Below are 22,745 nucleotides of genomic sequence, written 5' to 3'. Positions count from 1 at the left end.
CGGTTTCAGTGTTTGGATGCCTCGCCGCCAAATTTAATATTGCTCGCAGAAACCGGGTTTAGGTAGGAACGCAAGTCTTATTTTAGATGGATTTTCTCAGCAAAAATTTTCAGCAGCATTATTTTTCGATTTTGACTTCCTGGATTACCAAAACCGAACAAGATGCGTGGTGAACGACATAATTGCTGACGCTGCCTAGGAAAGCTTCTGCGAGCCCGGTGCGGCCACGCCTCCCCAACACTATTAAATCTGCGCCCCAATTTTCGGCGGCTTCACAGATACAATGCCCCGGATCGCCGTCCATTTTGCAATCAAATTCTACCTGCAATCCTTTGTTTGCTGCGGCGTCGGAGTAATTTTTCAGCAAACGCGAAGCGTGTTTTTCCTCCCTTTCCAGCCGCAAACGTTGAGCTTGATAAGCTTGATCCATTAACTCAACATTCATGCCCAAATCTACCGGAATTGGCACTGCCGTCTCCCCCATGGTGCTGACAGTAACGCAGTTAAATAGCATCACCTGGGCGCGATCGTTCAGAGCTAATTCTAAAGCTTGAGTGAAGACGCGGTGACCCAGTTCAGAATCATCTAAGGCGGCGAAAATTTTCTTAAAACTCACAGCTTTACCTCCTGCGGAAAATCATTCATATCAGTTAGTTAACAGAGAGTGCTTTTGAATTAGATTCAATAAAAAAAAGCAAACTCTGAGACTTCTAGACTAACAGACGCTCTAAGGCGTGCAGGTCGGGAATGCACAAAACGTCACGTTCGCGCTGAATAGTTCCTTTTTTTTCCAGCTTGCTCAGCACTCGCGTTACTGTTTCGCGAGCCAGCCCGCTGAGGCTGCTTAATTCTCTGTGTGGCAGGTTTGGTATTTCTGTACCTCCTGTTTCCAGGATTTTTTTGCCTTGCCCCTCGGCCAAAAATAAGAGAATATCTGCTACTCGCGAGGTACTGTCGGACTCTCGCAAACGCAGGCGGCGGTTGACTTGTCGCAGGCGACGCGCCATCAGTTGAGCTAGGCGAATGCCTGCTAGCGGCTCGGTATGAATGAGCTGCACAAAATCCTGAGATGGCATATTGCCGATCAGTGTCGGGGCTAGGGTGATCACATCTGTCGATCGCGGTGCTTCTTCGATCGCGGCCATTTCCCCGAATAATTCTCCTTTCCCTAAAATATTCAGTGTTACTTCTTTTCCGTCTAGGTTGTAGGTGCGAATTTTCACCCAACCATCCAATATAAAATACACTGATGTTCCCCAGTCATTTTCGAGTAAAATCACTTGATTTGACGGATGACTGCGGGTAACGATGTGGACAGTTGCTCTCTCGATTACAGGATCGGGTAATCCTGCAAAAAAAGGAGTAGAAACTATCAATTGATTTATATTAGAATTCGGATCTCGGGTGTTAAAGCGGTCTTCCATGAGGCCATCATTTTAATTTATGCGCTTGAGCTGCGCTGGGCAGTTACAAATAGCTTGCAGCCGAGTCATTCGATTTGAGATTCAAGATTTGAGAAACAAGGATCTAAAATCGGCAATTTTACCTCTAAAGTTTTGCGGTCAAAGGCTCAATATGGTAATTAATAGCCTCAAGCTCTGATTGGGAGCTAGAAACTAAAGAATATACCATAATTTTTTAGATATATACCACTGAGCAAATTTTATTAACAAAATTTTAGCAATGTGGCAAACGACTGAGCTGATCGAATTACCTTTGAAAGCACTCGCTTAGAAAGCTTAACACTGGTGAGAGATTTGTTGTCACTCTTGCCCTGCTGTCGAGAAGGCAGAGTCCACGATCACAAGCCTGCAAGCACGGTAGACAGATCCCAAATCCGAGCAACTGCCTAGAACCTGGCAAATGTCAGCACGATCGGCAAAATCCACAGCCATTGCGAGCCTAAAGACTGGCGCTCTTGGCGAGCCAAACCCACCCACTTCCCAGCAAACTTTTCTGCTACCTCCAAGATTATTGTACCATTAGTATCTAGCCACGAATACAGATAAAAGGCTATGATAAAAGGTTACTCAAACCGACTGTAGGGGGACAATCCCGAATCTCGGTATCCCAAATCGCAAATTGTTTGAGGTTTTTTCCAAGTCGGTGAAAGATGAAGAGATAGTGGCGCGCCGCCATGCTAACGAAACTCGCGGTGACAGTGTGCGACCCGCCGTTCAACCAGGTGAAGGCAAAAGTTCGTCGGGATCGCAGCTCTTCCGAGCAGGAATCAGCCTCCGGGCCGGGAAACTCGCCCCTGAGCAGCAGAATTTGACAGCACTTGCAATTGATAGAAGCAGGCATTTGGTGCGGAAGTACCGGCTAACCTATCATAGGCAATAGAAGTTATCCGAAGACAAAACGTTAATTAACAGTTGTCAGAAAATATTAGTGAATTATTGACTGACTCGCATTCAGATTATTCTATCTATTGGCATCGCTGCCGCCTGACTTCAGTCTTTTTTCGGTAAAGTTTCTCCCAAGCCGCATTCCCAGAGGTTCCGCCCTTGAATTCTCAGAAGTACAAAATTCAAGCACTGATTGCTGAGATAGACGAGGTACTCAGCAAGCCCGCACCCCGCTTGCCTTGGACGGGTTCGATCGATACTGTCCACCAGCGCCAACTTTTAGAGCGAGTTCGTGCTTATCTGGTTTCCTCAGACTCAAAGCTAACGGCCCCAAAGGCCCCCGCGCGCCCAAATGTCCGCCCCGAACCAGTTCCAGTTCCCAAAGTGCCTCTGTCCCCCCCTCGCCCCTCAGCAGCAGAGCAAATCATGCTTGCCGTAACCGGAGAAATCAGCCACCTGCGTTCCAGCCTGACAGGGCCGCTCCAAGAAGACATAGAAGCTCTGCGGCAAGAGCAGCAAGCTCTAATTCAAGAAATCAAACAGCTAGAAGCAAAACGGCAGCAGCAACAATCCCTAGCTCAGCAACAAGCCAACCAACAGCAAATCATTGGTGAATTCTTGCAGGTACTGACTGCCCGCTTGGAAGAAACCTTGACTAGCGATTTCTCTCAAATTCTAAGTTCCCTAGAAAATCAGTTATTGCAAAGCAGCGCAGCACCATACTCTTTGGGCAGAGCGCCTGATGAACAATCGGCTATTGACGTAACACTTAACCGACAAACCTCAGAAGAACACCCGCTGCTGACGCCGGCTCAGAGGTTGGAGCAAATGCAACTGTTCCAATCTCATGCTGACAGTCTGCTGATGAGTCTCGATTCTAGGATGGGTACGGTGTTCGAGGCTTTGCAAGCAAATCTGCAAAGCTATCAAGCTTCCTTGAGACAAGAACTCGAAAATATGTACGGTTTGAGTCAGCAGAGCGAGGCGATGTTCGCGGCTTTGGTTAACCACTTGGCCGCACAGTTGGGACGAGAAGCATCTTCCTACGTTCAACAGCCGATCGATTTAGCAAATAATATCGAAACCGTCACCCCAACCGCAGCAGATCAATCTTCTGTCGCTCCCGCCCTTTCAAATACTGCGATCGAGCACTCAGCCGCAGAGACTCAGACGGGAGACTCTGTGCAGGAAATTCGCACCGGTGAATTCGGAGAACAAGACAGATTTCCCTACGCCGGTACAGAAATTTCTCCGCAATACGGACAGTTGAGGCGCGAACGCGACCGCATTCAATCCCCTATTTTGCTCCCGGAGTTGGAAGATAATTTGTTGGGTTCTACACCAGAAATATCTCGAAATGCCACTCGATTTACTGGCGGTGAATCTGAGAATAGGTTAACAGAAACAGACGAAGAAATTGAGGATTTGTATGCAAGTTTGTTTGCGGGAGAAGCGGTTCCTGAAGTAGAATTACAAAGCGAAACTTTCCCGGTAGAGAATACTGTAATTGAGACAGAAAGTGAAGGTGTAGAATATCAATCGGCGACGGATCAAGAAACTGCCGAGTCGCTAAAAATGACCGAAGATTTGTTGGTAAATTTGCTGGAGGAAGACGAATCTCTGGAAGAGATTTTAGTAGATGAAGATTCAGACTTTGTAATGGGTAATTCTGTAGACGCTCTAACTTTAGATACTGCAGATTTATTTGAACCGCAAGTGGCAACAGTAGCTCAAGTTTCAGAAGCACCACCCTCAACTGCTGAGTTGCAAATTGACGCGGACGATCGAGAAAATCTAGAAACGGCTCAAAACCGAGGCGAGCAGTTCGGCGCTACTGTCCCTGAATCAGCAGCTTTGCCGTTGAGAACGCCTGCCGAAATTAGCCCAAACCTCCCCAGTGCCGAGTCCCGTGTGCCGAGTGCCGGTGACGTTCAAACTGCCGAGTTCGACTCATCCTCGCAACGGCTTGATGATGGGTACATCCAAGCTTCGCCGGACGAGGATTTACTGCCTGTCGAGGCATTAGAAGATGACCTCGATCGAGCTCTAAATTTGGACAACAATACTCTGGAACTTTTGGAGGCAGACCTCTACAATCTGGAGGGATTGGAAAATACTAGCTTCGGGCGATCGAATTTCTCAGTCGCTAACAATTTGGATTTATCGGCGAGTTCCCCCGAAGGCATTGCAAACAATCCCTTTGCGGAGGCGGCAGAGGAAGAACTCGGCACGCTGGAGGATTTGTTCTCCGATGAGTTGGAACTGTCCTCGGATGATGAACCCTTTGTTTTGGAAGATGAACTTGAGGATGATTTGTTTGCGGAGGAAGACGACTCGAATTTGACGCTAGACGAGATTTTGGCTAGTTTGACCGAGACCGATCGCCCTTTGACTGATTCTCCCCCTCCAGAAACTGCCGAAACTAACGAACTGCGATCGAGTCCTCCAGAAAGTAAAAAAAAAACCTAATTTCGACAGAGAGTAAAGCAGGAGTTGTTGAGGGGAAAACCGAGTTTAGCGAGTTTGCCACACAGCAGCAAGAGTTGGCGCCTCCTTTTGTTGCAGGTGCGATCGCCCCATCCAGAGAACGCCGGAATTCTAGCTGGTATTTGGGCATTGATTTCGGTTCCAGTGGCCTGTCTGCGGCTTTGTTTGATCGCACCAGCGGCCAGTTGCACCCGATTTACTGGGAAGCATCGCAGGCTGAGGGTTCCCCAGCAGACGCCAGCTTTCGGATTCCCTCGGCTGCGGTGCTGGCGAACACAGCCCCAGGAAGCCTAGGGTCAGAGGTGACAGTCAAGTCGGTGGGATTCAGACCCCAGGCTTTGGCTGCAGGAGAATTTTTACTGGAAAATTTTAAATGGCCTTTAAAGGTGGGCATTCCTTATCAGCGGGAGGCTGCTGGGATGTACGAACCCTTGTTGCAGTGGTCGCCCTTGCAGACTTTTTCGATCGCCTTGCCGCTGCAAGGTGTGCGGGCACTGCTGGCTACTTTGAATCCGAGTTTGCGGGGACAAAAATTTGACGGATCGGGGGAAGTTTTGGATTCTGCACCAAGGGCGATTTTTGCAGGATTGCCAGTTTCCAATTTAATCTGTAGGGCTTCGGGACTAACGCCAGAAACTCTCGATGCGGCGCTTTTAGACTTGCAGGGTGTAATTTTGGGGACTCCGGCCGGCTGGTCGGATGTTTATATGTTCAATCTGCGGGAGGCGGTTTTGGGCGCGTCTCTGGTGGCTTCGGGTTCGCAAATTTTTGTGGTGGAAGATGCGATCGCCACTTTGCTTGCTGCTGTAACTCCTGTAAAAAATGGCATGGAAGTCGAGTCGTCAGCCGTGGATTCTGCTAAGGACGGCGAAGAAGCTGCACCGCTGAGTGTTAATGCTTCGTCTTTTAGCGGGGGAACTTTGATTTTGAATGCGGGGGCGGCGACAGTGGAATTAGCTTTAGTTGAGTTGCCGTCCAATCTTCAAGATTTAACTCGTGCTGATTTTACTTGCCAGAGTTTTGGTTTTGCTGGCGATGCTTTCGATCAGGATATTATCTGTCAGTTGTTGGCTAAAAATGAAACGTGGGGAATGTCGATCGATTTGCCACGTCCGGGGCATCCTGATTTGCCGAGCCGCTATCAATTGCAGCAGCGGTTACAAGGTTCTGCTTTTGGCCTGCAATTGTTAGAAGCAGCAAAGCAAATAAAAGTTATTTTGCAACATCAAAAAAGTTTTGCTTTGGATATTGACCAGCAGCATTGGGATGTGAAGCGCAAAGATTTGGAAAGTCTGGTTTTAGTGCCTTTTGTGCAGCAGTTAAACCGTGAATTGAATGCTTTGCTCAGCCGCGCGGGAATGTCGCCGGCGGGGATTAATCAGGCGATTTGTGCAGGGGGTATGGGTGCTTGGCCTGCGATCGCCCGCTGGTTGCGGCAGAAGCTGCCGAATGCGATCGTAGTTCAAGACCACGAATTGCAGGTCGATCGAGATATTTTTGAGATTGATAATTCTGCATTAAATTCTGTATCTCAAAGTACAAATTCTCCCCAAAAATTTGGTCGAGTTGCCTGCGGGTTGGCGAGTTTGGCTCTCTATCCTCACATTTTGGATGTGTCGCAACAGCAGTACAGCGACTTTTTTCTGCTGTGGGAATTAATGAAGGTTTTGGGCGGGGAAACTTTGAGCTTTCAGGAAATTTTGCAGTTGTTGGAACGCCAGGGCGTGAATACCCGTACCTGCGAACCCCGGATTTTGCGGATTTTGGAAGGAAGTTTGCCGGCGGGACTTGTGCCTGCGGAGGAAGATTTCATGCTGCTGGCCGAGGAGTCGAGGCAAAATCCTGATTGGGAAGCAATTTGGGCTGAGCCGCTTTTCTTTGAAGATGTCTCACGGGGTTATCGGTTGAATCTCGAACACGCCTTTGTTGTTCGCGAATATTTAGGCAAACTCGCCTCTAGCAGCCAGCAAAAGTTGTTAGAGCCGCTAACACTTGCTTGGGATGTTCGCACTGATATTTATCGCTAAACGGCAAAAAACCCGGTTTCTCAGTAGAATCTTCCCTGTCTTCCGGGAAGAGTCCTAGTCGAAACCAGGTTTTTTTGCGTCCAGGACTAACTTTTTTCTGTAAATGTACGTAAGTTTACATAAACTTTATACGTTTTTATAAAAAATACATAGAAACTTTATAAAAGTGTTATTGATTTTTAAAGATTGTGCAAAGCTCAGCATTTCAGGTTCTGCAGATTTGAGATGGCTAATAAGATGGACGTAAGAGATCGTTAAAGTTGAGACAAATCATATGAAAGTTCCGATGGGTGCCTCGTCGAAATCATCATTATCAGAAATGCTGTCCTTATTTTTTCAAGAATCTACTTACAGAGTCTGTGTATCAAAACAACAACATCACCGCTCCGTAACGAGCAAGGTAAAACGGTTAATCGATATTTTGGGCTCGCTGCTGGGACTGGCAATTGCTGCAGTGGTGGCGGTGCCGGTGGCAGTGGCGATGCTGTTGGACGATCGGGGCCCGCTGCTGTACAGTCAAGTCCGCTGCAGCTTCCAAGGGCGACATTTCAGAATGTGGAAATTTCGATCGATGGTTGTCGATGCAGAAAAGCTCAAACATTTAGTTAGCAACCAAGCCAAGGGTCACATTTTTAAGAATGAAAATGACCCGCGAATTACCCGCGTCGGCCGCTTCTTGCGGTGCACGAGTTTGGACGAGTTGCCTCAATTCTGGAACGTGTTAGTCGGCGACATGAGTTTGGTGGGAACTCGACCGCCCACTCCTGATGAAGTTGCTGCCTATGACGATTTTCACTGGCAACGTTTAAATGTCAAACCCGGGCTGACTGGGGAGTGGCAAGTCCACGGACGGTCTGGAGTTAAAGACTTTAACGATATTGTGCAGATGGATCTCGACTATCAGGGCAAGTGGTCTGTTGTCTACGACATCACTTTGATTTGCAAAACAATTTGGGTGGTCTTCAGCAAAAACGGTGCGTGTTAATAGACTTCCTGTTTTGCGGGGTTTTTGGATTTTAAATTTTAGGAAAAAATAGGAGATGAAATAGTAGGAAACGGATTAAATATATGTTAATAGAATTAGCGATTGGTGATGCTTACGGTGCGGGTTTTGAATTTGTTGACCCGCAGACAATCGAAATGTACAACAATCTCAACGGCTACATCAAGCATCCCCGTCACGATATCCAGCCTGGATGTTACACGGACGATACGCAGATGAGTTTAGCCGTCGCAGAAGCTATCGTCAGCCGAGAACCTTGGACACCAGAACTTTTAGCCAGCAAATTTGTTGCAGCTTTTCAGCGCGATCGGCGATTTGGTTATGCTGGCAAATTTTACAATTTTTTGCTACAAGTTCAAGACGGAAAAGAATTCTTAGAAAAAATTCACTCGGCTAGCGATAAAAGCGGCTCTGCGATGCGAGCAGGCCCCATCGGCATTTTTCCTACTATTGAAAAAGTCATTGAAAATGCTACCATTCAAGCTGCAATTACTCACAATACTCCTGATGGCATTAAAGCAGCTATAGCGGCCGCTTTGATGTCCCATTACTTTATTTATCAGCTAGGTTTAAAGAATAATTTGGGAAATTTTCTAGAAAACCACATCCCTGGTGAGTGGTCCATACCTTGGCAAGGAGAAGTCAGCGTTAAAGGTTTGGACTGTGTTAGAGCAGCTATTACTGGGGTTATGCGAAATGATAGTATGAGCAAACTGCTCCAAGATTGCATTGCCTTTTCGGGAGATGTCGATACAGTAGCAACTATTGCTTTAGCTGCTGGTTCCTGTAGCAGTGAAATTGCCCAAGACCTGCCAGAAAATTTGGTACAAGGATTAGAAAATCAATCTTACGGCAGAGACTATATCATAGAACTGGATCGACAGTTAATGAATTGCGCGATCGACTTCTGACTTCTTCCTGAGATAGGTTACATCCGTTAAATCCCTTACACTGCTTCGTTGCTGAACTTCTTTCTATTAGGACTAAGACCAACTGTCACAAATAGGGTTAAATTTTAGGTATGTAGTTGCGCTTTATCGCTCTTAGCTTAGGAAAGAGCGCTAAAGCGCAACTACATACCTTTGTTTGATTTTGCCGTTGGCCTTAGTCATATCTATTATGAATTTGCCTAATTTGATTACTTTTTCTCGCTTGCTGGGAGTACCTTTCCTGCTCTACGGTTTGTACGACCCAAGCGCTCAAAGCCGCTGGATTTGCACCGCAATTTTTGTGGTAGCTGCGGCTACTGATTGGCTGGACGGCTATTTGGCTAGGAAGCTGAATCAAATTACCGATTTGGGTAAGTTTCTCGATCCTTTGGTGGATAAATTGTTGGTTCTCGCGCCGCTTTTAGTGTTGATTGAGTTGGGTCGAGTCCCGGCTTGGGGAGTGTTTTTGATTTTGGGCAGGGAGTTGACAATTGCGGGGTGGCGTGTTAATAAAACTACGATTTCGGGAGCTAATATTTGGGGCAAATTGAAGACGGTGAGTCAGATTGTGGCGATCGCACTTTTAATTGCTCCTCTGTCTGAAGCGTGGAATTTTCCCGCAGTAATTGCTTTTTGGGTCTCTGTGGCTTTAACTTTGATTTCTGGCGCTATTTATCTGTGGCCGGAAAAGACTGCTGAGGACAAGTAAATCTGTTTTTTAACCGCAGATGAGGGCAGATGAGCGCGGATTAACGCAGATAAAAACTTCGATGTATTTGTAGGGACACGGCAATGCCGTGTCCTAGCCCTAGCTTAATAATGAGTCCCCGATTTCCGGTAATGCACCGCTGTCACCCCGTCATTTTGCAGCAAATGACCGTTGTCAATCGCCGCATAAACTACCCAGTGATCGCCGCATTCCATCCGACTTATCACTTGGCATTCCAGATAAGCTAGAGCATCAGTCAAAACGAGACAGCCGTTGCTAGCTTCCATTGTTTCGACTCCGGCAAATCTGTCTTCTCCCGGAGCAAAGTTTTTCATGAAATACTTCCGCAACTGTCGCCCTTCTGCTAAGATGTTGAGCACAAATTTATCTCCGGCATACATCAAAGATTCAATTGATCGATCTTTCGCCACCGCAATCGTCACACCGGGCGGATTAAAAGTTGCTTGCGACACCCAGGAAGCCAGCATCGCACTTGTGACATCCTCCCGCTTCGCCGAGACTACGCACAGCGAACCAACGAGTCTGCCTACGGCTTGTTCAGTGCGATCGCTTCCTGCTGCTAACTGCGGTTTCGGTGCCCGCAATTTTTGCGATCGAATCAAAGCTTGAGCAAAATCCGTTCCCGCTTCTGTGCACTCGTGAATCGTCGCCGCCGTCGGCTTAAATTTGGCTCGAATCGGCTCAAATCCAATTCTATAGCCAGCATCTTTCAGCTTGTTTTCCACTAAGTCGATCGCCTCTCCACTCCAGCCAAAAGAACCGAAAACCCCCGCTAATTTGCTCTTAGTTGCGGTAGATAAAACAATTCCCAAAGCAGTTTGAATTTGCGTCGGAGCGTGTCCTGCTAACGTCGGGGTTCCTATAATAAATCCCGCGCATTTTTCGATCGCCTCTTTAATTTCTCCCGGTTCGGCAAATTCGCAGTTGATACTTTCCACCGCAACGCCGGCTTTCGTAATTCCTCTGGCGATCGCCTGCGCTAAAGTAGCCGTATTTCCATAAGCCGAAGCATAAATCAAAGCAACTGTCAAGTCTTTTGAATTTTGTTGCTGGCTCCATTCCCGATACAAATTGCTCAGTTCATTCAGGCCGTAACGGACGATCGGGCCGTGACCGGGAGCATAAAATGCTGCTGGTAAATCGGCGAATTTATCCATTGCGGTCAGCACTTGTTTTGCTTGAGATGCGTGCAGGGAATCGTAATAATAGCGCCGATCTTCGCTGTAAACGCTCCAGCCTTCATCGAATACTTGGTCGCCGCAAACGTGAGCTCCAAATAGTTTGTCAGTGAACACGATTCGAGTGTGCGGATCGTAGGTGCAAAGTTGGTCAGGCCAGCGGGGAGTCGGAGTCGCAATGAATTTTAAGGCGTGACCTTTTCCTAAGTTGAGAGTTTCTTCTCCCCGAACGACCATAATGTTTAATTCTTGGTCTGGGAAAGCAGCTCGCAAACTAATTGCCGCTGGATTCGTGCAAACCAAAGCTACTTCAGGAGCTAATTCTAACAGAGCTTTAATCGTGGTTGCTCTGTTAGCATTGAAATGCCCCAAAATTATGTAATCCAGCTTTGTCAAGTCCACCCGTTTCTGCAAAAACTCCAGGTAATTTTCAGTAAAAGATTCCCCTGGCGGGTCGAACAAAGCAGTTTTGTCAGCTTGAATAATATAGCTATTGGCTGTCGTACCCTTTTGCAGCGAATACTCGACTTCAAATTTGAGTCTGTCCCAAGTGCGCGATCGCACAATAAAAGTATCGAGTGCGATCGGGATAAACTGAACGTCGCGGGGTTTGGCATCCGATGCGAGTCTAGGGGTCAAAGTGTTAGTCATTAATTGCACCTATGAGAAACTGAACTACAGAACTTCTTTTGATTTCGTGCCAAAACTTGGTATCTACAATGTCAAACTTTGCCCCTCTACCCTGTAAATTGGTATCCAGGTCAGTCAGAAATTCCCTGGTTTTCAAATCATCCCCAATTTGGATAAAGCTCACTCCAATTTCTTCATCTTTCTCTATTTTATTTGCCGCACTTACAATAATTTCAGCGACAGCAGCGGTATTTTCTGGTTTTTGATCTAGGACTGCAACAATTATTGCTCCTTTCTTCCCTTTGCCATCTGTTTTGTTTGCGAAATAATCGCTAAAAGTTGCTTTAAGAGCTTCTTCCAAATTAATTGCAGTGGGGTTTGCTGAATCCGGTTGCGTATTTTGTCGCTGCAAAATTTCAGCTAACCGGGCAACATTGGAATTTTTATACTTCCACATAGGAGTAGAAGCTTCGTAAAGAGTGATGCCGTCGCTGTCAAATTCCTGACATTTTTTTGCTAAGTCGATCAGAGATGCCTGTGCTTCTACCCATTCCTCATACCAAGGATGTTGAGGGTCTCTGCTGGCATCGCTTCTGGCAATAATAATTGTGTAATCTCGGTCTTCTAAAAGATTGGCAGGCATTGGCAATTCCCCTAGTGAAAATGGAGAAGCAAAAGGTAAGAAAAGGCTTATGGCGCACCGTAAGTTTAGCTGCCGGTAAGGTTCGCCATAAGCTCCCCACGTTGAGAGTTTTTGCGTAGGTAAGATGCCGCATAAGCACCCGAACTTCCTACCTAATAATGATTTCCGACCTTGCGGTGGTGAACTGCCGGCAGTGCATCGGGATTGGATACGCGGCCGCTATCGACGATCGCATATACGATATGATGATCCGAAAGTTCCATCCGGCTGACTACTTGGCATTCCATGTACGCCAAAGCATCCGTCAAAATCGGAGAACCATTGGTTGCTGGTTGAGTTTTAACTCCGGCAAATCGATCGGCACCAGGAGCAAAACGCTTTAAAAAGTGCCTCATCAAAGTTTGATAATTGCCTTCTTCGAGCACGTTGAGAACAAATTTATCTCCCGCGTGCATCATCGATTCAATCGCCCGATCCTTCGCAACTGCTATTGTTAAACCCAGCGGTTTAAAGCTAGCTTGAGTTACCCAAGAAGCTAGCATCGCACCACTAACATCACCTTTTTGGGCGGTAATGATGTACAGTCCGCCGCTGATTCGTCCCAAAGCTTTATCGAGGTCGCTGTCGAGGGATTTCATCTGTTTGACTGCTTTGTCCCGCGTCAGCCACTGTCCCAAGTCGGTGCCGGCTTCGTCGCAAAGTTGATAACTCGCTTCAGTCGGTGATTCTTTAATTAAAATGTTGGGAAATGCTTCTTTTAAACCCAACTCTTTGAACTTGTTTCGCAGCGGGTAAATAGATACGTCATCGCCGCCGCCAGATTCGCACAAACCGAAAGATTGTTTGTTGTTAGCAGCAACTAAAATTGTGTTGATGGCAGCTTCGGCATTCGCAGCAGCAGTACCACTACTCGGCGGCGAACAAATTACGATACCGGCAGCATTACCGACAAGTTCCGCAACTTCTTGTAAGTCGGCGATTCTCAAATCCATCATTTCCACAGCGACACCGGTTTTGGTGATACCGTGGGCGATCGCTTGGCTGAGCCGATCGCTAAATCCGTAGTCAGAGGTGTAAAATACCGCTACAGTGGTTTCTGCCTTAGCTTGCGCTTGGCTCCACTTTTTGTAGCGTCCGGTAAGTTCCACCACATTGTGCCGCAGCAGCGGGCCGTGACCGGTCGCAACTGTACCGATTTCTCCCAACTCTGCCATCCGCTTCATCGCAGCGAGTACCGATCGAGCATTGGGAGCCATCAAACACTCATAATAAAAGTGGTAATCTTCCTCAACTGCTGCTAAATCGTCATCGAAGGTGCTGTCGGAACAGTAGTGCATCCCGAAAGCGTCGCAGGTAAACAGCACTTGACTTTTGCTGTCGTAGCTGAAAATAGTATCAGGCCAGTGCAAGTTGGGCGCCGATACGAATTCGATAATGTGACCGTTTCCTAAATCTAGTTTGTCCCCGTTTTTTACTACCAATCGCTCAAATGGTTGGTGTACAAGGTTTTCTAAAAATTGAATTGCTACTTTTGCCCCCACGACAATCGCTTGGGGTGCCAGCGCCAGCACGTCTTTGACTAAACCGCTGTGATCTGGTTCGGTGTGGCTGATAATTAGATAGTCAATCTCTTTGGGGTCAATTTCGCCCGTCAGAGTTTCCATGTATTGCTGGCGAAACTTCTCGTGCGAGGTATCGACGAGGGCGGTTTTTTCACCGCGAATGATGAATGAGTTGTATGTTGTACCGTTTTTGAGTCCGAATTCGATGTCAAAGCGGTCTCTATCCCAGTCCAGGCATCGAATTGCCGTTGTGTCAGAGGCAATTTCGACTTTTTCCACCGTCAATCTGCGTTGGACTCGTTCAGTCAGCGCTACCATCAGTGCCTCCTTGTCTTTTACCCATTACCTTATTGTCTTCATTCTGACACGTTTCTTTTGTAAATCTTTATAAAATTTCTTATGAGGCTGTTAAGTATCCCAAAATTTATGGCGTAAGGCAGTTCGGCAACAAAGCACTGTACCGGATGTAACGGATTTGAGGAAGAAGGAAAATTTAATGAAATCAATTTTCGGCCTATAAACAGTTGACAATAAACTTATTTCTGTGGTAAAGAAACTGAGTTTACGTGGTTGGGCGATCGCCGCTTTAGAACACTATCACTCAAATGCGATTCTAGATCGCGCGGCGATTTGGATTAGGGACAATAACTCGGCATTTAAGTCAACCTAATCAAACGTCAAATGCGATCGCGCTTTCTTATCCCCGATGTCTTTAAGAAGTCGGGAATTTGGGGATAATGATAGAAGAAAAAAATTTCCAATCCGCCATCAAAAAATTACTCATTGATGTAAAGCTATGTCTGAAAGTTCCTTTGAGAAAACTAATTTTGGTTGGCAATTAGGACAGTCGCAACAGCGATTGCAGGAGTGGTGGGAACTAAAAACTGCCCAAAATATACCGAATGTCAAATTGCCATCTTGGTTTGATTCCCCCATCTTGGGGGCGATCGCTAAAGCCGCATTTTGGTTAATCTTAGCATTGCTCGCAGTCTGGGCGAGTTGGCAGATTTGGCAACTGTTACGTTTTTATATTCATAATTTCAAAAAGAGGAATCAAACAACTGATGGAAGTGCGAAAAAAACAATTAAGGATTTGTCGGTAGCAGAGTGGTTGTTGCGATCGCAAAATTTGCAGCAACAAGGGAAATACCGCCAAGCTTGCCGCTGTCTTTACATGGCGGTGTTGCAGCGGTTAAATGATGCGGGAACCGTGGTTCACCAACCCAGTCGCACTGATGGCGAATATTTGGAATTAATCCAGCAATTACCCCAGCCAGTTCCTTACGAAACTGTGATAACAATACATCAGCAACTATATTTCGGGAATACAGAAGCTTCCGCCTCAACCTTTGAACAGTGTCAGCAAGCTTATCAAAAAATTAAGGATTAAGTAGGTAAACGCCAAAAAACAATAATATCCAATCGATAATTTTATGGTCTGGTTTTACCAACAATAATTACCAAAAACTGACAATCTCAAAAACCCCCACCCAATACCAAATCGCCACCTACTTCTTTCAATATACAAGGGTTCAAGGTCGTACTCAAATAACGCGCGTAGCATCTAAGAGTACGACCTTGAAAGGGTGCTATCAGACCGGAGTAGCAAATGGATTGAAAGCCATAAAACTAGCACCAGCAATGGGATTCGGGTCGAGGTCGCCCCCAATCAACCCTGTAGGTGAATCCCATTAGTTGTCGGTGCCAGCGACTGTCACACAGCGAAGATTTTACCCGCGTACCTCACTTTCTTGAAAATAGCTGTAGTGAGGAGCCAGACTGATAAAAAGCATTTAACTACTTGCCGGACATATTAGTAGAGCAAGGATTCCTCGCCCTACTAATAGCCTTAAATCAGAGTAATTGTAGCGAATCCCGGAGTGCCGACATTCGCACCTGGGCCAAAGCCAAAAGTCACGTCCCCAGTCAGCGGACCTGAAGTATTCTGAATCGTCAGACTAACGCTAGTTACACCGGGATTAAAGCTAAGCGTCCCTCCACTAATATTCCCACCACCTGGATTGGTAATGGTGTATTGTTGGGTGTTTATAGGTTCACCAGGACCAGGAGGAAGAATGAAATAGTCGACCGAAACCGAAACCGAAGTATTGCCGCCAGTCCGATTAATCATCACAACTCCAGTACCACCATCAATAATAGGATCAGGAGACGAACCGTAAAAGAAGGAAATCGGAGGCACAGGAGTAGTATCAATAATGCTCAAAACTCCCACTGACGGACTACCCAAACTGCCACCACTCAAGAACAAACCCACCGTTTCAGTATTCTCCGTGAGAGGGTCAGTTAAAGCTTGAACCGGAACTTGTACGCTAGTTTGTCCGGCTGCAAAATTGAACGATTGAACCACACTGACGTAATCCCCTCCAGTACCAGCCTTAGCACTACCGCCACCCGTGCTGAACGTAATCGCACCCGGTATCGAAAGGTCGCCACTGCGATTGATGGTAATCGTCGCAGCGCTGCCCTCGGTGACGCTGTAATTAGGCGCACCGAAGAAATACGTGTTTCCAACGGCCGTTGGCGCCGGAGTTGTCGCCGTCGGCGTCGGAGTTGGCGTCGTCCCAGTTGGCGGCACATCATTAATCGTCAAAATTGATGGACTACTGCCGACATTGCCACCGAAGAGCACCAAATTCACCGTTTCCGGCGATTCCAAAATCGAATCAGTCAAAGCCGTCACAGTGAAACTAGCGGTTGTTACCCCCGCAGCAAAATTCAACACCCCTGCCGCCGTAGTGTAATCCGCAGCAGTGCCTGCTGAACTTGCCGAACCGTCAAGAGTAGCGTAGTTAATCGATGCAGCCTCTGTACCACCGGTGCGAGTAACGTTAATCGTAGCCCCGCCGCCTTCAGCCACCGTGTAATTTGGTTGGGCGAATTGGAAGATACTTGGAGTTGTCGCCGTCGGCGTCGGAGTTGGCGTCGTCCCAGTTGGCGGCACATCATTAATCGTCAAAATTGATGGACTACTGCCGACATTGCCACCGAAGAGCACCAAATTCACCGTTTCCGGCGATTCCAAAATCGAATCAGTCAAAGCCGTCACGGTGAAACTAGCGGTTGTTACCCCCGCAGCAAAATTCAACAGCCCCGCCGCCGTCCCAGTGTAATCCGGTGCAGTGCCTGCTGAACTTGCCGAACCGTCAAGAGTAGAGTAGTTAATCGATGCAGCCTCTGTACCACCGGTGCGAGTAACGTTAATCGTAGCCACGCCGCCTTCAGCCACCGTGTAATTGGGTTGGGCGAATTGGAAGATACTTGGAGTTGTCGCCGTCGGCGCCGGAGTTATCCCCGTCCCAGTTGGCGGCACATCATTAATCGTCAAAATTGATGGACTACTGCCGACATTGCCACCGAAGAGCACCAAATTCACCGTTTCCGGCGATTCCAAAATCGAATCAGTCAAAGCCGTCACAGTGAAACTAGCGGTTGTTACCCCCGCAGCAAAATTCAACAGCCCCGCCGCCGTCCCAGTGTAATCCGGTGCAGTGCCTGCTGAACTTGCCGAACCGTCAAGAGTAGAGTAGTTAATCGATGCAGCCTCTGTACCACCGGTGCGAGTAACGTTAATCGTAGCCACGCCGCCTTCAGCCACCGTGTAATTTGGTTGGGCGAACTGGAAGATACTTGGAGTTGTCGCCGTCGGCGCCGGAGTTATCCCCGTCCCAGTTGGCGGCACATCATTAATCGTCAAAATTGAGGGATTACTGACATTGCCACCGAAGAGCACCAAATTCACCGTTTCCGGCGATGATTCCAAAATCGAATCAGTCAAAGCCGTCACAGTGAAACTAGCGGTTGTTACCCCCGCAGCAAAATTCAACGCCCCCGCCGCCGTAGTGTAATCCGCAGCAGTGCCTGCTGAACTTGCCGAACCGTCAAAAGTAGCGTAGTTAATCGATGCAGCCTCTGTACCACCGGTGCGAGTAACGTTAATCGTAGCCACGCCGCCTTCAGCCACCGTGTAATTTGGTTGGGCGAACTGAAAGATACTTGGAGTTGTCGCCGTCGGCGCCGGAGTTGTCCCCGTCCCAGTTGGCGGCACATCATTAATCGTCAAAATTGATGGACTACTGCCGACATTGCCACCGAAGAGCACCAAATTCACCGTTTCCGGCGATTCCAAAATCGAATCAGTCAAAGCCGTCACGGTGAAACTAGCGGTAGTTTCACCTGCAGCAAAATTCAACGCCCCCGCCGCCGTCCCAGTGTAATCCGGTGCAGTGCCTGCTGAACTTGCCGAACCGTCAAGAGTAGCGTAGTTAATCGATGCAGCCTCCGTGCCACCGGTGCGAGTAACGTTAATCGTCGCCACGCCGCCTTCAGCCACCGTGTAATTTGGTTGGGCGAACTGGAAGATACTTGGAGTTGTCGCCGTCGGCGTCGGCGTTGGCGTCGGCGTTGGCGTCGGCGTCGGCGTTGGCGTTGGCGTCGGCGTCGGCGTTGGCGTCACATCAATGCCTTGATATTGAATACTTCGCACTAGGTAGTCGGAACCATCGCTTTTGAAGGAGGTGGCGACGTAGGCAGCGGTGGGGCTATCGTAGGCTTTGGCGGAGAACTGTAGTTCGTCAAAAGCGACGCTAGTGGAATTTGATTCTACCTTGAATTTGAAATCGCCATCGGTACGATCGCTAATGAAAGTCACTTCATTTGAAGACACACCGATAGGTTTTGAAGTGGCAGGAGCGTTAAGGCGAGTGATCGTAAAATTGCTGGCCGATACCGGCGCCCCATTATTAAAGAGTTTCAGGACACCAACTTCATTGCCTTGATCGTCCGCTGGAGAACTTGATTTGGGACGTAATCCACTGAGGCCGATCGTGGCGCTAGTGATGTCTTTGTTATCTGCCCATTTCACCTTCAGCGCCTGAGATTGATTGGTGTTGGGGTCATAGTTGAGTTCCGCCCGAATTTTAGTGACCTCGGTAAACCAACCACTATAAGACCCTGCGGCACCAATACCACCGGGACTGCCGTAGCTCAACCCGCTTTTAGGGTTTTCGTTCGCTGCTAACGTGAGGTTGCCGATGGCAGTAGGGTTAGTGAAGTTCGTTTCAAAGCCATCAAAAGCTATCCCAGACAGTTGGATGCCTTGATCCTGGGCGGCAGTAGGCCATTGTGTAATTAGGTCACTGATGCTGCTGTAATTAGTGTCTTGACCCAAAGAACCAGTGATTGAAGTAGCCATAGCTTATGTGTTAATGATGAGTAATTAAGGATTAGAAGTGACTGAAAACCAGAGGTTGGGCTTTCTTGTAGCGATCGGTCACTGCAAGAAAAATTTCCTCATACCTGGAGGTAAATCAAGTAAAAAGGCTTGCCCAATCAGTATCTGAAGGTATTATTGCCCCTGACCAAATGTTGAGTGTAAATAATTACACCTACTTAGACATATTTACGTAGGGATGTTTAACTTTCATCCTCAATGAGTTTTATCCGGAAAAATTGCGATCTTTTTTTCAGCCCTATAAAAAGCGGGTTTTCCACCTCTGTAGAGGAGAGCTTAAATCCCAGATTTCGCCCCCCAAGAGGCAGCGTTCACTGCTTCTGCGGGCAAAAGTGAATCAGAAAAGACAATTATGAGTAAAAATACTCAGGATTTTATATGTTTAAGCATAACCCTGTTGGGAATTTCTGAAAATTGGGGTTGGGGCGTAAGTTACAGCGTATTCGTTTATGAAATACACCCCAGAAACCGGGTTTCTTTACAGTTCCCGCATCATTACTAATTCTGTTGCTCGAAACCCGGTTTTTCGCAATCTACATCTACATGGAATATGCTGTAAATCTGATTCCCTTAAAAATGCGGTGGTAAAAAACCAAGTTTATTGGTGAGCCGTAATGTGATTGACGATAACTAAAATTTCTCAAATGGGTTCTATATGAGGAGTGAGTTGATTCATCCAAAAACCCCCTCATGTTATATTTATTTGTACTTACTTACTTACTTAACGAGCGATGAACTTGTCAAAGCGTAGGTTATGGTTGTTGGGAGCGATCGCCATTACTGCAATAATGATCGTTACCCTGTTATTTGCTCCTGCTAACAACAAAGTCAACAGCGGTTCTACTTATAATAGAGCGCCGGACGGCTACGGAGCATGGTATGCTTTTATGTCAAAACGGGGAACCGAGGTTCAGCGCTGGCAAAAACCTTTTGAAGACTTTGCTAAAAACCAAGATACAAAACCGCCCAGTACACTTTTACGGATCTATAGTAAATTGATACCAGAAGGTGTTTCTGAAACCGATAAAAAGTGGGTGGAACAGGGCAATACTTTGGTAAATTTGGGAGTTCGCGCCCCGGTGACATCAGCACCTTTTAGTAGCTTGCACCCAGCTTCAGCCGGGGAAATCAAGATTGACACCGGGCGGAGATACCCCAGCGACCAAAAACAAGTTTTAGACGATCAATTTGGGGCAATTGTTTGGAAAAAACCAGTGGGAAAGGGTACAGTTTATTTTGCCAGTACCTCCCATTTAGCTGCTAATGCTTATCAGGATTTTCCAGGTAATTATGAATTTTTAGCAGGGCTGGTTACTCAATTAGAAGGTGGAGAACAAGAAATAGAAGGGACCCAGCAGGCTCTAGCAGTGAAACTAATCCAAAATTCAATCGACCCGCAAAGCCAGGGAACAAGTAAAATCCTCAATAAAGTCTGGGTAGACGAATACATTCACGGCTACAAAGATCCAGAAGTTATTGAACGGGAATACGAGGGAAATTTATTCACTTATTTAGCCAAAACTCCTCTATTTCCCGTTTTGATACAGGGTACAATTATTTTACTCGTTGCTATTTTTGCCGGGTGGAACAGGTTTGGACAGCCGGTAACTATATCAGCGCCACAGGTTGACAACAGCGAAGCTTACATTCAAGCATTAGCGGGTGTTTTGCAAAAAGCAAACAGCACTGATTTTGCGGTAGAAACAATCGGAAAAGAAGAACAGTTACAACTGCAAAAAGCATTATTATTGGGACAGGGATCGCTGGAAAGTGAAACCCTAACAAATGCTTGGGTGGAGCAAACAGGGCGAAAAGCGGCAGAATTGTCAGAAATTCTGCCCTCGCCATCTCATAAACGCCGAATCAGCGATTCAGATTTGCTAGCCTGGTTGGGTAAATGGCAGCAGATCCGTCAACATCTCCCCTCTGACACGAAAAATCTAAAATGAGCGAAACAAACTCGATTTTTAAACGCCTCAGCCAAGCCCTCGACAAAATAGTTGTGGGCCAATCTTCCACTGTACAGCACTTGCTAGTGGCACTTTTGAGCGGCGGCCACGTGATTATTGAGGGAGTCCCTGGAACCGGGAAAACTCTACTTGTAAAAGCGATTGCCCAATTGATTCAAGCAGATTTTCGTCGCATTCAACTAACGCCGGATATTTTACCGTCGGATATCTTGGGAACGAATATTTTTGATTTTGAAAGCCACAGTTTTACCCTGAAAAAAGGGCCAGTGTTTACTGAAGTTTTGCTGGCAGATGAAATTAATCGCACGCCTCCGAAAACCCAGTCAGCACTGCTAGAAGCAATGGAGGAACAGCAGGTAACGTTAGACGGTGAGACTTTAGCATTGCCACAATTATTTTGGACGATCGCCACTCAAAATTCTCTAGAATTTGAAGGCACTTATCCGCTACCAGAAGCTCAGCTAGACCGATTTTTATTTAAACTGGTGGTTGACTATCCCGATGCAGCGGCAGAAAAGCAAATGTTGCTGAATGCAGAGGCAGGATTTCGCGCCAAACGCCTCGATTTAGCTAAAATCAAATCTTTAGCAACGGTAGAGCAAATAATTAGCGCTCGTCAAGCTGTACAAACAGTCAAAGTAGAAGAGAAAGTCCTCGATTACGTGCTAGCTTTGGTACACAATACGCGCAAACATCCAGATTTGGCATTGGGTGCTTCTCCGCGATCGGCAGTAGCTTGGTTGCAAAGCAGTAAAGCTCACGCTTGGCTAGCCGGCAGGGATTATACTACTCCTGATGATGTCAAGGCGATCGCACTGCCACTTTTGCGTCACCGTCTGATTCTCAAACCAGAATCGCTACTAGATGGGTTGCAAATTGATGCGGTAATTGCTTCGGTATTAAAACAAGTGGCTGTGCCGAGGTAAACTGAAATATAACTATGACGATCGCAATCAAAATTCTGGATCAGAATGATGTAGATATTCTCAAGAATGTCGATCCAGATGTCTTTGACAACTCGATCGATCTCCCACGTAGTGAAGAATTTTTGACAGACTCGCGGCACCATCTGGCTGTTGCAATCGATGACGATAAAGTTGTCGGCTTTGTCTCAGCAGTTCATTATGTTCATCCTGACAAGGCACGTCCCGAACTGTGGATTAACGAGGTTAGTGTAGCAGAAACTCATCGTCGGCAAGGTTTGGGGAAGCGTTTGATGAATGCAGTATTTGAGGTCGCTCGTGAGTTGGGTTGTACAGAAGCTTGGGTGCTTACCGATCGCGAAAATACAGCAGCGATGAATCTGTATTCGGCTGTTGGTAATCCAGAAACACCGAGTAATCATGTTATGTTTACGTTTCGTTTGGAGGAATCGAATTCATGACAAAAAATCTTTATTACGCAAGTATTGTAGGAATTGAGCTAAAAAATACCACACCAGAAGTATGAAGAAGTCTCTCAACGAAGTCAAGAAGCTTGAAGACCTTCCAAACATTGGGAAATCTATTAGTGCGGATTTGCGAAGCATTGGTATTGAGCAACCAGAGCAACTTAAAACGCGATCGCCATTAGAAGTCTTTCAGGAACTTGCTAATGTCATGGGACATCGCCACGATCCATGTGTACTTGACGCTCTAATTTCTGTCAAAAGATTCCTCAATGGCGAACCAGCTAAGCCTTGGTGGAGTTATACAGATGAACGACGTAACCTACTTGCAAATCATGTAAAGGGAGAAAGCAAATGAAATTCGGATATACAATTATTTACGTTGCTGACTTACTAAGTTCCTTGACTTTTTTTGAAAGGGATGTTGGGTTAAAAAAGAAGTTCATTGATGAATCAGGAGATTAGGGTGAACTTGACACTGGGGAAACAACTTTATCTTTTGCTGCACATTCTATAAGCGCGTCAAATTTCCCAAATGGTTATATTTCGGCTGATTCATCGGATAAACCTTTAGGTGTTGAAATAGCAGTTACCACTGAT

17 protein-coding genes are annotated in these 22,745 nt (G+C 46.7%); 11 read left to right on the top strand and 6 right to left on the bottom strand.

Translation table 11 applies throughout. The annotated features are described in order from the left end of the window. Window positions 1-118: 118 nt before the first annotated feature. Complete coding sequence (locus QUA42_RS06265) at window positions 119-616, bottom strand: universal stress protein (protein ID WP_333136056.1); 498 nt, start codon at window positions 614-616, stop codon at window positions 119-121. Between the two features lie 94 nt (window positions 617-710). After that, a complete protein-coding gene (locus QUA42_RS06260) occupies window positions 711-1,424 on the bottom strand; it encodes a Crp/Fnr family transcriptional regulator (RefSeq protein WP_190663937.1) in 714 nt (237 codons plus the stop codon). 682 nt (window positions 1,425-2,106) lie between these two features. Here QUA42_RS06260 and QUA42_RS06255 point away from each other — a divergent pair. The 6 genes from QUA42_RS06255 (at window position 2,107) to pgsA (ending at window position 9,503) form a co-directional block, all read left to right on the top strand. Then, window positions 2,107-2,343, top strand: a complete 237-nt coding sequence (locus QUA42_RS06255) for a hypothetical protein (RefSeq protein WP_333136054.1) — start codon at window positions 2,107-2,109, stop codon at window positions 2,341-2,343. A gap of 164 nt (window positions 2,344-2,507) precedes the next feature. Next, window positions 2,508-4,817 (top strand): hypothetical protein, encoded by a 2,310-nt coding sequence (locus QUA42_RS06250; RefSeq protein WP_333136052.1) that lies wholly within the window; start codon window positions 2,508-2,510, stop codon window positions 4,815-4,817. A gap of 74 nt (window positions 4,818-4,891) precedes the next feature. Beyond that, window positions 4,892-6,862, top strand: a complete 1,971-nt coding sequence (locus QUA42_RS06245) for a hypothetical protein (protein WP_333136050.1) — start codon at window positions 4,892-4,894, stop codon at window positions 6,860-6,862. Between the two features lie 274 nt (window positions 6,863-7,136). Further along, on the top strand, window positions 7,137-7,847 hold the full coding sequence (locus tag QUA42_RS06240) for a sugar transferase (protein ID WP_333136048.1): 711 nt from the start codon (window positions 7,137-7,139) through the stop codon (window positions 7,845-7,847). A gap of 83 nt (window positions 7,848-7,930) precedes the next feature. Beyond that, window positions 7,931-8,776 carry an ADP-ribosylglycohydrolase family protein gene (locus tag QUA42_RS06235; RefSeq protein WP_333136046.1) on the top strand — a complete coding sequence of 282 codons (846 nt, stop codon included), beginning with the start codon at window positions 7,931-7,933 and terminating at the stop codon, window positions 8,774-8,776. A 208-nt stretch (window positions 8,777-8,984) separates the two neighbouring features. Beyond that, window positions 8,985-9,503, top strand: coding sequence for a CDP-diacylglycerol--glycerol-3-phosphate 3-phosphatidyltransferase (gene pgsA, locus QUA42_RS06230; RefSeq protein ID WP_333136044.1), 519 nt, complete (start codon window positions 8,985-8,987; stop codon window positions 9,501-9,503). 104 nt (window positions 9,504-9,607) lie between these two features. On the opposite strand, the gene QUA42_RS06225 is transcribed toward pgsA, so the two are convergent. The 3 genes from QUA42_RS06225 to QUA42_RS06215 all read right to left on the bottom strand — a co-directional run bounded on the left by QUA42_RS06225 (window position 9,608) and on the right by QUA42_RS06215 (window position 13,855). Beyond that, on the bottom strand, window positions 9,608-11,353 hold the full coding sequence (locus tag QUA42_RS06225; protein WP_333136042.1) for a diflavin flavoprotein: 1,746 nt from the start codon (window positions 11,351-11,353) through the stop codon (window positions 9,608-9,610). Continuing rightward, window positions 11,346-11,975 carry a hypothetical protein gene (locus QUA42_RS06220; protein ID WP_333136040.1) on the bottom strand — a complete coding sequence of 210 codons (630 nt, stop codon included), beginning with the start codon at window positions 11,973-11,975 and terminating at the stop codon, window positions 11,346-11,348. The genes QUA42_RS06225 and QUA42_RS06220 overlap by 8 nt, the downstream gene beginning before the upstream one ends. Before the next feature lie 152 nt (window positions 11,976-12,127). Further along, entirely contained in the window at window positions 12,128-13,855 is a 1,728-nt protein-coding gene (locus tag QUA42_RS06215; protein ID WP_333136038.1) for a diflavin flavoprotein, read from the bottom strand. Window positions 13,856-14,333: 478 nt separating this feature from the next. Here QUA42_RS06215 and QUA42_RS06210 point away from each other — a divergent pair, with 478 nt between their 5' ends. Further along, entirely contained in the window at window positions 14,334-14,927 is a 594-nt protein-coding gene (locus QUA42_RS06210; protein WP_333136036.1) for a DUF4129 domain-containing protein, read from the top strand. Window positions 14,928-15,386: 459 nt separating this feature from the next. Here the strand turns inward: QUA42_RS06210 and QUA42_RS06205 are convergent, their stop codons facing one another. Beyond that, complete coding sequence (locus QUA42_RS06205) at window positions 15,387-18,749, bottom strand: Calx-beta domain-containing protein (protein ID WP_333136034.1); 3,363 nt, start codon at window positions 18,747-18,749, stop codon at window positions 15,387-15,389. A gap of 770 nt (window positions 18,750-19,519) precedes the next feature. Here QUA42_RS06205 and QUA42_RS06200 point away from each other — a divergent pair. The 4 genes from QUA42_RS06200 (at window position 19,520) to QUA42_RS06185 (ending at window position 22,503) form a co-directional block, all read left to right on the top strand. Continuing rightward, window positions 19,520-20,737 carry a DUF4350 domain-containing protein gene (locus tag QUA42_RS06200; RefSeq protein ID WP_333136032.1) on the top strand — a complete coding sequence of 406 codons (1,218 nt, stop codon included), beginning with the start codon at window positions 19,520-19,522 and terminating at the stop codon, window positions 20,735-20,737. Beyond that, complete coding sequence (locus QUA42_RS06195; protein WP_333136030.1) at window positions 20,734-21,684, top strand: MoxR family ATPase; 951 nt, start codon at window positions 20,734-20,736, stop codon at window positions 21,682-21,684. Before QUA42_RS06200 ends, QUA42_RS06195 begins: the two co-directional genes overlap by 4 nt. A 14-nt stretch (window positions 21,685-21,698) precedes the next feature. Further along, complete coding sequence (locus QUA42_RS06190) at window positions 21,699-22,142, top strand: GNAT family N-acetyltransferase (protein ID WP_333136028.1); 444 nt, start codon at window positions 21,699-21,701, stop codon at window positions 22,140-22,142. Between the two features lie 61 nt (window positions 22,143-22,203). Next, a complete protein-coding gene (locus QUA42_RS06185; protein ID WP_333136026.1) occupies window positions 22,204-22,503 on the top strand; it encodes a helix-hairpin-helix domain-containing protein in 300 nt (99 codons plus the stop codon). Window positions 22,504-22,745: the final 242 nt, after the last annotated feature.

It is taken from the genome of Microcoleus sp. Pol11C2 (assembly GCF_036701505.1).
In the GTDB taxonomy this organism is placed as follows: Bacteria; Cyanobacteriota; Cyanobacteriia; order Cyanobacteriales; family Microcoleaceae; genus Microcoleus.
Note: the sequence above shows the minus strand (reverse complement) of the source record. Positions and strands in the feature narration are given on the sequence as shown.